Raw genomic sequence first — 11,230 nt, 5'->3', positions numbered from 1 at the left:
ACATCCGCAACTCGGAAGTGATATTCAGATATAACTTACTTGCGCCGGGCTTCCACCGTCCCCGGCTCTCTATAGCGTTTGGATATATCTTACTGTCTTCGTCAACATTTTTTATATTCTGCTTTATTATAGTAAGAAAACCCTTGATAGTCAAGGGTTTTCTTTTATTCTACCGTTAAATGCCGGCTATTGCTCCGGTTCTGCTCTTTGTCATCCTATAACTATCTTCGGCGCCTTCTCCGTCTGCGCCTTCTTTGCTTCTTGATAATCCTGCTGATATAAAATACAAGAATCAGTATGCCTGCCGCGATGACAGCAGCCGCAAATACCGATTTTTTCTTGCTGCTCTTTTCCCTGTTATCTTTGGTGCCGGCTGCTTTTATCTTCGCTGAATGTTCCTTTATATAAGACTTGCTGAGCTTAGCCCTTGCAGATCCCAGCGCATATCCTTTATATGAATAGGTAAGGACAGCCTCACCCCGGGCACTTTCATCTGCCTTAAGCTTCATGTCCAGATCTTTGAATTCTATTCCATCAGGTAGCATGACATATCCACCTTCATCACCCTCTATGATCTCTTCCACATCTTTAGACTTCTCAGCTCCTGCCACTTCTACTTTTTTGAAACTGTTAAATCCATAATCAAGCAAATTCTTCGTGTCAGAATAGATATTGGACCCATGTGTCCTGAGCACAACACAGACGAGCTGGATGCCATCCTTCTCAGCCATAGTGATCAGGGTGGACAACGCGTCAGAAGTATATCCTGTCTTGCCGCCGGCCGCATATTCATAATAGTTGGAATTGTCCGGCATGAGCATCTTGTGCTTCTGCTGGAAAATGTGTTCTTCACATGTGTCTGTGGCTGGTATGGTATAGTTGAGTGTCTGGACGATGTCAAAGAACTCCGGGTGCTTGAACAGCTCTCTTCCGATAAGTGCCATGTCCCGTGCACATGTATAATGGTTCTCATCGTGCAGGCCGTTGGTATTGGCAAAGTTGGAATTCTCACCGCCAAGCTCTTTACATCTGGCATTCATCTGCTCCAGGAACCAGCTGTAATCGTGCCCGGCATTTCTGCCCACGCTCTCTCCAACCGCGTAAGCCGCCTCGTTGGCAGATGCCAGAAGCGTGGCGTGAAGCGCTTCGTCCAGGCTTACGACATCTCCTTCTTTCATCCCGATGGATGAGTCCCCCGGCTGAAGAAATGCTACGCTGTCATGGGTAAATGTCACTTCATCCGTGAGCTGCCCGTTCTCCAGAGCCACGAGAGCCGTCAGCACCTTTGTTATGCTTGCGGGGTATTCATGCTCGTCAATATTCTTGGCGTATAATATGGCACCTGTGCCCACATCCATGACTATGCCCGCTTCTCCGTATGTGGACGGCCCTTTGGGCCACTTCTTCACTTCATTAGTCTGTACGGGCATCTCATAGGCTTCCTGCTCTGCTTTCTGCTCCGGCGTCTCTTCTTCGACTGTATTTTCTTCCTCCGGCTCCGCTGCATATGCGGTGCCAAATACGCTGGTAAATGCTATCGCAAGCGACAGTAAGATAATCAGGTTCCACCTGCTGCGCTTCATATGTCTGTCCTCCCAGTTTTACAATTTTCCGATATACCAGACAAGCCTGCCTTTCGTATCCGAAATCTTGACAGGACCAAACATCCGGGAATCTTCAGAATTTTCTCTGTTATCCCCTAGTACAAATGCTTCCCCATCTGTGACAGTAATTGGAAATACGATACCGCTTTTCACAGCCTTCGTCTCACCCAGAGCCCACGGTTCTTCCTGCTCTTTTCCGTTCACATACAGCTTGCCGCCTTCGATATTGACCGTGTCGCCTGCCACTGCCACGACACGTTTCACAAACTCCTCATCATTAGGCCTTTCGATTGCTATGATATCTCCGGGTACATATGTCTTCTGCCCGCGTTTATATATGACCATATCTTTATCATGCAGTGTCGGATACATGGACTGCCCTTCTACATAGGATATACCCATTACAATCTGGAACAGACCACATATGACTACGATGATAGCTGCAAATTCAAGTATGGTGCGGAGCCAGCTCATCCTGCGCATATGCTTATTTTTCTTCTTGGTAGGCGGATCCACGTCCTCCAGCACCTTCTGCTTCATTTGCTTTATTTCATCTGCATCCATATAGCATAACCTTCTTTGATAATTTTATCTAGTCAACATTATAAATGATATAATGAAAATTAACAAGAACAAAGGATTTTTATAACAGGAAAAGCCCCCCGGGTCCATAACCCGGGAGGCTTATTTTAAGATATCATGACTGCATCGTATCTACAGTTTCCTGTGTCAGCTTATCAGCTAGCTGGTCTTCAAATTCTTTTTCTCTTTTCTTCTGCTTATGTCTGTGTACCGCAAATACTACGATCATCACGATGAGTACGATGAGTGCCGGCAAATCCCACGCACATAGACCCAATACACTGTGTGAAAACATATATTTCAGCATATTTCCTTCCTCCTTATCCTACTAAGCTGCTTCGTCTTTATCAATCTCTTTATCTGCCATTGCAAACTCTTCCCGTAATTCAAAGATTCTCTCCTGGCGCTTCTTCATGCTTCTTGTATAGCCAATCTCAACCAGCAGCGCCAGCAGCAGCAGCAAGAAGTGGAGAATACAGCAATTGTGGTCCTTGGACGCCCGGTTGGCCAACGGCACTCCTTCGTCATCGGACTGGACAAGCTGCTGCACGTTGGCACCTATGGCATCTCCAACATTTTGCGCAAATGCGGCAATTGGTTCGGTAATAGTCTGGATTACTGTGGCCGGTGTAATCGGTCCCGCATTGGCTGGTGTGGTCGTTCCGTCCCCGCCAGGCGTCGTACCTCCCGGATTTGTTCCATCCGGAGTTGTTCCGCCTGGTGTTACAGGTGCTGCACTCCACCGGGCATTCATCACAAGTCCGCCCTCAGCCATTCTTATCCAGCCACCTGGTTCATACACGTTCTGGCTATCTGCATCATTGCTCCAGCCGTCAAAAACATACCCATTGTTGCTAAAACCATTTTCCTTGAGTATAACCTGGTAATCCACCGGATAGATAGCATCGTCTACCGTGTCGCCTGTGGCGTTCTGTGCATTTGCATTATAGACGATTCCATATTCTTCCGTATCCGGTATTCCGTCAGGCGTTCCGCCCGGCCCGTTGTTATCAAGCACATAGTATACATTAATTACATTCATATCTTCATTTGTGCTGATAATTGTCTCATAAGCCATGCTTCTATCCGCCAGCATATAATTCTTACCATCTCTCTCCTTCGTATCAGGAGCATCAGCTTTTACTGTCGAATCGAATTGTGCACTATCATTGACAGTTTCATCATCTGCCAGGTTGTTGTCATAGAAGTAGTTAACGGTATATCTATAGCTGTTGATTCTGAAGCTTCCGTTGATTACCACATCCTTTGCCGGCATCATAAAGTTATCCGGATGCTGCCAGCCGCTGAATGTGTAGCCTTCTTTTACAGGCTGATCTCTCAGCGTTACATTACTGTTATATTCATGGCTTTCAGACGCCCCATATGGTTCACCGTCTATCAGGTACGTTACATTATAGCTGTTAATTGCGAACGTTCCGCTGATTACGATATCTTCGCTCCCCATCTGCTCCGGCAGCGTGCCGTTCCAGCCCTTGAACGTATAGCCTTCCTTCTCCGGCCTATCCCTCAGCGGGTCGATGTCCTGGCCGTACTTGTAGGACTCTATCTCTCCATACTGTTCACCGTCCACGAGATAAGTCACCGTATGCTCATCCCTCGTATAGTACAGCTTCAGCACGAGCTTGCCGTCTCCCGTGACCGTCCCTTCCGTCACGTTCTTCTCGGACTCCTTGTCATATGTGAACCCTGTGAACGTCTTCGGATTTGCCGTCGCCAGCGTATCCGTCTCTCCGGTCAGATCCTCTGTCTGCCCTGCCGTATATTTCCCGTCCAGGCCTTCCAGATAGTGCTCTACCGTGTACTTCGTGTCGCCATTGGCTGTGAACGTTCCGGTAATCTCCACGTCACGTGCCGGCATCTCGAACGTCTCCGGGATGCTCCAGCCGCTGAACGTGTAGCCGTCCTTCACTGGCTCTGCCTTGATGCTTACCTGCTCGCCGTACCTGTAGCTCTCTGCGCCTTCATATGCCGCTCCGTCCACCTTGTACGTCACGTCGTAGCTGTTCCTCGTGTAGTACAGCCTCAGCGTCAGGCTTCCGTCTCCGGCTATCGTCCCGGACTTCAGCGGTGCCTCCCCGGCTGCCGGATCGTAGCTGAAGCCTTCATATTCCTTCGCCCCTTCCGTTACCGTCACACCGGTCGTTCCCGTCTCGTCCCTGCCTTCTGCCAGGGTGAATGTCCCGTCCACGTTCTCCTTGTAGTGCTCTACCCGGTACTTCGTGTCGTCGTTCGCTATCGTCCTTCCGGTAATCTCCACGTCACGTGCCGGCATCTCGAACGTCTCCGGGATGCTCCAGCCGCTGAAGTGGTACCCTGCCGGTACCTCCGGCGCTGGCCTTACTGTCACGTCGCTGTTGTATTCGTGGGTTTCTACATCTCCATACTGCACGCCGTCCAGCACGTAGGTCACGTTGTAGTTTTGAATTTCAAAAGTTCCTTTGACCTCCAAAGCCTCAGTTCCCATAACTTCTGGAAGCGTTCTGTCCCAGCCGCTGAAACTGTAGCCTTCCATCACAGGCTCTTCCCTCATTGGATTGATGGACTCGCCGTACTTGTAGTTCTCTATCTCTCCATACTGTTCACCGTCCACGAAGTACGTCACCGTACGTTCTACTCTTGTATAGAACAGCTTCAGAACAAGCGAACCGTCTCCGGCTATCGTGCCTGATGCAATTGTACCCGTTACTTCCGGATTGTAGTAGAATCCTGTATAAGTCTTTGCAATAGCTGTAGCAATTTCGTCGGTCGTTCCGGCCTGAGTATCTTCTGATTCAAACAAGGTATACGCGCCGTCCAGCTGTTCCTGATAATGTTCTACCCTATAGGCCGTATTGGTATTCGCTTTCCACTGTGCCACATACTGCACGCTCTGGGTCACTTTATCTGCAGCTTCGCCCCATCCGTCAAACGTATATCCAGGATTACCAGTCGTTTCCCCATCAAAGGCCGGGGTGTCGACACCATAATCTAAGTCTTCAAAAGTCTTTTCCTGGAATGTTCCCTGTGTTCCTGGTTTATACATTACGTAAAACTGCTGTTTAAAGTAGACTTTCAATACAAGAGAACCATCTCCACTTATCGTACCTTCTGTAACGTTGTTTGGATTTGTTGAGTCATATACGTAGCCGTCCCTTGACGTCTGCATATCACTATCAATAAGTTCAGCTATATCTCCGGTGGTGCCGTATCCTTCCCTGTGCATCTTTGTAGTCTCCGGATATGCCCCTTCATTCTGATAGTAATACTCTACAATATATCTCGTATCATTTCTGGCTCTCCATTGTGCTACATACTCTACGGAAGACGTGACCTTATCGGAATATGCCGGAGACCATCCTGTAAATTCATAGCCTGCTTCTCCTTGCGGAGTGAATGAAGGAGTATCCACATTATAATCCAGACCGCTGAATGTCATAGCATCAAATGTTCCATGTTCTCCCGACTTATATGTCACGCTGAACTGCTGTTTGAAATACACCTTTAGTACAAGGCTGCCATCGCCTAGTACCACTCCTGCCTTAATATTTCCCGGCGCATCCGCGTCATACACGTATCCTTCTTTGCCCGGGTTCCTGAAGGCCAGCGTGTCGACGAGCTGTCCTGTTGTTCCTTTCGTGGTGTCGTCGCTGATTGATTCATCCGAAAATTCACTGTAGCTTCCGTTCTTTTCGTAATACCGTTCTACCGTATAGGCAGTATCCGTATTGGCCTTGTAGTACACTCTTATCGTTGTACCCGCTTTTACAGCTTCCCCTATCTCTTTCGGATCTGTTCCTGTAAAATGATATCCTGGGTATCTTGTATCTGACGTATCGATATCGCCTTCCAATACCGGTATCACATCGTCATTAATCCAGACGCCTCTTTCAATTTCTCTCGTATCATCAGATACGAGAACTCCGTCTTTATAATATTCTACCGTATACTTGAGCTTATGGGTGCTCTGCTCATCTTTGACGCATACCGCTGTAAGCGTGGCATCTTTGGCTCCCATCTTATAAGTGCCGCTTACAATATCGCCTGCCTCGTTCTCCCAGTGGTCGAATCTATAACCAGTATCAGCTACTAGTCCTGTTGCATTAAATGTCTTTACATCCGCAGATTCTCCCATATAATAATGACCGTCAACATATGGTTCCCCGCTGCTGTGGTCCCCTGCCACATAGGTCAGCTTATTGGCTGCTTCAGGCATAACATGGTATCGGATGTCATCGCCTTCCTGAATCGCATACGTATCAAGGCTGTCTATCGCCTCCCATTTGCCGTTGCTCGTGTGTAGCACCTGAATCTCAAATGTCTGGAACCGGTCTACTTCCTCTGTTATGCCATAGGCCTCTTCTGCATAGGCTCTTATCTGTTCTGTACTGTAGCCTTCTTTATTATCAGAGTCTATATCTTTGGAATATTTATTTTGTGACCCATCTGTAGACAGTTCTCCGGTGTTTGTGATTACATATGCAGGGCTGTTATCCTGCACTTTATAGAACCACACGGATACTTTAGCCTTATTTGCAATCCATTCTGCTGTATACGTAATGTTACCCGATATCTTATCTTTTACTTCCGGGCTCCAGCCTTTGAACGTATAACCGCCTTCCGCCTTCGGTTCTCCGTCAAATTCAGGCGTCGCATCGCCGAAGTATTGTTTGTCATATACCTGAGCCTCAAAGTCTCCATGGTCTCCGGGGTCGTAGGTAATGGTAAACTGCTTCTTGTAATATCTCTTCAGGACAAGGCTTCCGTCTGCCTTCACTTCTCCTTCGGTGATATTGGACTTATTGTCCTTATCGTAAGCATATCCCTCAAAACCTCTGTTCCCGGAATTAACCGTGGCACCTGTCGTACCTTGCCTGTCATCCGCTGTGGTCGCCTTATCAGGGTAAGACCCGTCATCGTTTTGTAGATAATATTCGATTATATATCTGGTATCCCCTTTTGGCAGCCACTGTGCATAAAGCGTAGTATCCACACTTATCTTAAATTGACTGCCGCCTGTATAAGTCGTTCCACTTCCATCTGCATTTGTGTTCCAGGAATCAAATCTATATCCCTCACGAACCGGCTCTTTTGTACTAACTGTAGCGAATGAATCTTTTACATACTGCTCACCATCCGGCATATCGGTCCATCCCGCCGGTGCATTGGCATTATATGAAAGATTCACTTTATCCTTATCCAGAAGTACGCCGTCCACATGCCAGTTGTCCTGATGCTTGATGGCATACCAAAGGACATATTGCGTATTAGGGTCATATTTCGGATAGACTTTCTTAATCTGGCTATCTGTCGGAACCTTGTTCAGTCTCTCGACAACTCCCGGTGGCGTACTGTTCGTATAAAATGCCCCTATCTTTACTGCATTTTTAATATTTATTGCCCCGGTATATTCCGCCGCTGCATGCTCTTGGGGCTCTGTAGGAATTGTCCCGTCCTTACGTATGAAAAAGTCTGCTTCCAGATTCTGGGCTGCCCATACTGCATATAACGTTACATTTTTTGCAGGCATCATGTAGCTGCTTCCTACATCATATACAGGAGAAGTATAGTGATCAGGCCCTTCACCCGTGGCTTGACTATCTGTGCTCCATCCGACAAATACTTTCGTCCCATTCTTCCCTTTATAATCTGGAAGCGTTATATGAGAGCCTGCCGTTGTCTTTATGGCTTCCGGTACGGAGCCTGTTCCGCCGTTTTCATTGAAGGTCAGAGTATATGGCTGTGTAACACTGACCTTATAAGGGTCTGATGCTACATTGCCCGCACTTGCGGTAATATCAGCACTTCCTATATTTAGTGCCGTAACTTTTCCATCCTGGGAGACTTTGGCAACCTTCGGGTTGCTGGATGCCCATGTCACTTCCTTTCCGGTAGGGTCTGTCGTAGCCGTAAGCTGAAGCGGGTCATCCATTGGTGTCAACACTTGGGACTCTCCTGTAACCGTGACAGTGGAAACCGTCTGCCGGTCATTTATCTTAATGTAAAAGCTTTCCTCAAAAGTTCTCCAATCCTGGCTTGCATCATACTTATAATCGTATTTATGCGTTATCTTGATAGCCGAGTCACTTGATTTCAGAGCTTTCAGCAGAACGGAATACTCCTTTTCTTTTGATAGCTTTATCTTATCACTGACGGCGTCTGACACTTCCCATTCATTATTATCCACATCATAATACCACTGTTCGTTTCCTGTACTCTTGAGTGTAATCTCATCACCCACATACATCTCGTATGCCTGTGATGGCTCACCGGCATAGATCCAATCTGTCCCTACTATCGTATAGATGGAAAAATGCTCCGTCTCACATCCTACCGCATAATTTCCTACGGCCAGGCCGACAAGTTCTGCCTTCTTCTTAGCATCATTTACATGATACACTTCAAGGACTTCGCCTTTCACGCCAACGTTACTGAATGTAACACTAACACTTCCATCCGGCTGGATCTCTTTCCCGTCCCTATCAAGTATTGTGATGTCAAATGCTTTCATACCGGAAATCTCTTTCTCTTCCTCTAAAGCATTTTCTATAGCAGCTTCTACAGATTTCTTGGAAACTGGTTGTGCGGACAGAATCCATCCCTCTTCAAGTACGCCCTCAGGAGCTTCTACAGTAATAACGGTTCCGTCCACAGTCTCGCTTACTGTCTTTGCGGGTCTGGCTGCCGCAGCCTCTTCAGCCGCTCCTTCTTTACCGACTGTCTTTGCATTATCTATATCTGAGGGTTTGCTTGATTCTTCTGCTTTCTTATATAATATAGAAACTTCTTTATCTTCTGCTATGCTTGCAAGAGTATACGTGTAAACATTTCCGTTTACATTCACAGGATTGATAACCGTTCTGTTCTTATCGGTCACTTTCTCGACTTCGTAGCCATCGTTCGCTGTTATCTCGAAATTGTATGTAGTATCTTCTGCTACTTCTTCCTTATATATATTATTGCCATCGTATGAGACTGTCTTCTTATCTCCTGTCGTCCATACTTTGACTACACCGCCGTCTGCTTCCGGCTTGCGTATTACAACGTCATATTTTGCCTCCTCCGGAGTCTCCTCCTGAGGCTGCTCTACGCTGTTTTCTTCAGGTGATGTCACAGATGCCGATGGTTCGGTACTCTGACCGGGCTGCTGTGCCGGCTCCTGTTGGACCGGCTGATGCACAGGCTCCTGTGCCGTCGTCGTGCCGCCCTGGTCGACTACGCTGACATCCACCCCTTCATTATTGCTCTCCGGCTCCTGAGGCGCCGGAGAGCTCACCGCCTGGGCCGATGCCTCCTGCGCGGCGTCAATTTCGTTTGCTTTCAGTGCACTGCTCATCGAATACAACGCATTGGAACCAACCAATACGACAGCAAGTATCAATGCCAGCCATCTTTTAAACTTTTTCATATCAGCTTCTCCTTCCCGCTTCTAAGTCCTCAATATCTCATTCCGGTAATCTTCTATATACGCACTAATAAATTAGACGATATTGCTCCTATATTAATTAAGAGCATTACCAGGTCAAAAAGGGCTCACATTTCACAGTTTTTTTTTAAAATAATTCACTGTCCCAATTCATACGATTATGATATAATAGTCTATAATTATATGTTCTTGTAACATAAAGGGAAAAAGGAGTCTTGCGCTATGCAAATGAAAAAATTAAGCCTTTTAAAAATGATCCAGCTGACTGTACTTGTTATCCTGACTCTGGTCAGTATCTGTCTGCTGCTGAATTCGGATATCAAGCAGTATATTTTTTCCAATATGGCTGCGACCATCCTGTTTGCAGTGGTCTGGATAATTTTAATAGCAAGTTTTATATTTCTTTTAATGGATTTTAATGTCATTTCTGAAATGAAGCTAAACTATCACAATCTGTACCAGGTAGCTTATTCCGATCCTTTATCAGGAATACCCAACCGGTTCAGCTGTGACGTATTAATTGAAAAGTATATTGACCAGGATCTTCCTGACAGCGTCGGCTGTGCCGTTCTGGATTTGACGAATCTGCCGGAAATCAATTCCGAGTATAACCATGCTGCCGGAAATAAGCTGTTATCCGAGTTTTCCACGCTTCTTTCTTCCGCAGCAGCCAATCATGGCTTTGTTGGAAGGAACGGCGGTAATAAGTTTCTTGCTATCTTTGAAGACTGTGACCAGGCTAAACTTAATAATTTCCTGGAAAGTGTCGAAAGGAAGGTAGAGAGGCACAACGCCTCTCCAAAAGCACTGCCTATCGAATATAAAGCCGGATTTGCTTTGAACAGCGAAGAAGAATTCCTGCAGATTACCAGGCTTATTGCTCTCGCCAACCAGCGGGTATACGAATAAAGAAAAGGAAATTAAGCTTATGGCAGAATTAGATTATGAATATATTTCCGGACTGGTTAAAAAGGCCCAAAAAGGAAACAGCGATGCTTTTGCAGAAATCTATGCGGCTACTTACCAGAAGCAGTATAAATTCACATATCAGTATGTTAAAGATGCCTACCTTGCACAGGATATCCTGCAGGAAGTATACATACTCGTATTAAAAAATATCACAAAGATAAAAAATCCACGGCTTTTCATATCTTGGCTGAACCAGATAAATTTCCGTATATGCCTGAACGCCTGCAAGAAGCGGCGCCAGCAGGTTCAGGAGCTTGGCAGCACAACCGACGGCCGTTCTATAATGGATACACAGCCCGGCGACGGTCTGAATCCTGAGCAGGAGTTCGCACGGAAAAATGCCAATGAAGAACTGATGGAAAAAATCCTTTCTCTCCCTCCCCAAGAATCCCAGGTTATAATCTTGAAGTATTATAATGAGATGAAGCTTGAGGAAATCGCCAGTGCTATGGATATCAGCCGCAGCACTGTTAAGCGGTATCTTGCCCATGGACGGGCAAGTCTTGAAAAATTACTGGGAGAACAGAAAGACCAACTATTAAAAGTCAAGTAGATAATTAAAAAAAGTAAAAAGAAATTTTCTGGTAAAAAGAGCACGACAATAAGGCCTGCTATCATGCAAGCCAGAACTGGGATATAAGGAGTTACGCTT

General features: G+C 46.4%; 6 protein-coding genes. 2 read left to right on the top strand and 4 right to left on the bottom strand.

What is annotated here, in order from left to right; genetic code table 11:
- Positions 1-221: 221 nt before the first annotated feature.
- From E1963_RS15375 to E1963_RS15360, 4 genes are all read right to left on the bottom strand, one after another.
- Positions 222-1,583, bottom strand: coding sequence for a D-alanyl-D-alanine carboxypeptidase family protein (locus tag E1963_RS15375; protein ID WP_132279822.1), 1,362 nt, complete (start codon positions 1,581-1,583; stop codon positions 222-224).
- 18 nt (positions 1,584-1,601) lie between these two features.
- Entirely contained in the window at positions 1,602-2,168 is a 567-nt protein-coding gene (lepB, locus tag E1963_RS15370) for a signal peptidase I (protein WP_132279819.1), read from the bottom strand.
- A 133-nt stretch (positions 2,169-2,301) separates the two neighbouring features.
- Positions 2,302-2,493, bottom strand: a complete 192-nt coding sequence (locus tag E1963_RS15365; RefSeq protein WP_132279816.1) for a hypothetical protein — start codon at positions 2,491-2,493, stop codon at positions 2,302-2,304.
- A 21-nt stretch (positions 2,494-2,514) separates the two neighbouring features.
- On the bottom strand, positions 2,515-9,591 hold the full coding sequence (locus E1963_RS15360) for an InlB B-repeat-containing protein (protein ID WP_132279814.1): 7,077 nt from the start codon (positions 9,589-9,591) through the stop codon (positions 2,515-2,517).
- A 246-nt stretch (positions 9,592-9,837) separates the two neighbouring features.
- Here E1963_RS15360 and E1963_RS15355 point away from each other — a divergent pair, with 246 nt between their 5' ends.
- Positions 9,838-10,518, top strand: coding sequence for a GGDEF domain-containing protein (locus E1963_RS15355; RefSeq protein WP_243117758.1), 681 nt, complete (start codon positions 9,838-9,840; stop codon positions 10,516-10,518).
- A gap of 19 nt (positions 10,519-10,537) precedes the next feature.
- Complete coding sequence (locus E1963_RS15350) at positions 10,538-11,131, top strand: RNA polymerase sigma factor (RefSeq protein ID WP_132279807.1); 594 nt, start codon at positions 10,538-10,540, stop codon at positions 11,129-11,131.
- Positions 11,132-11,230: the final 99 nt, after the last annotated feature.

It is taken from the genome of Extibacter muris, assembly GCF_004345005.1.
In the GTDB taxonomy this organism is placed as follows: domain Bacteria; phylum Bacillota; class Clostridia; order Lachnospirales; family Lachnospiraceae; genus Extibacter; species Extibacter muris.
The sequence above is the reverse complement of the archived record's forward strand: the minus strand, read 5'-3'. Positions and strand labels throughout refer to the sequence as shown.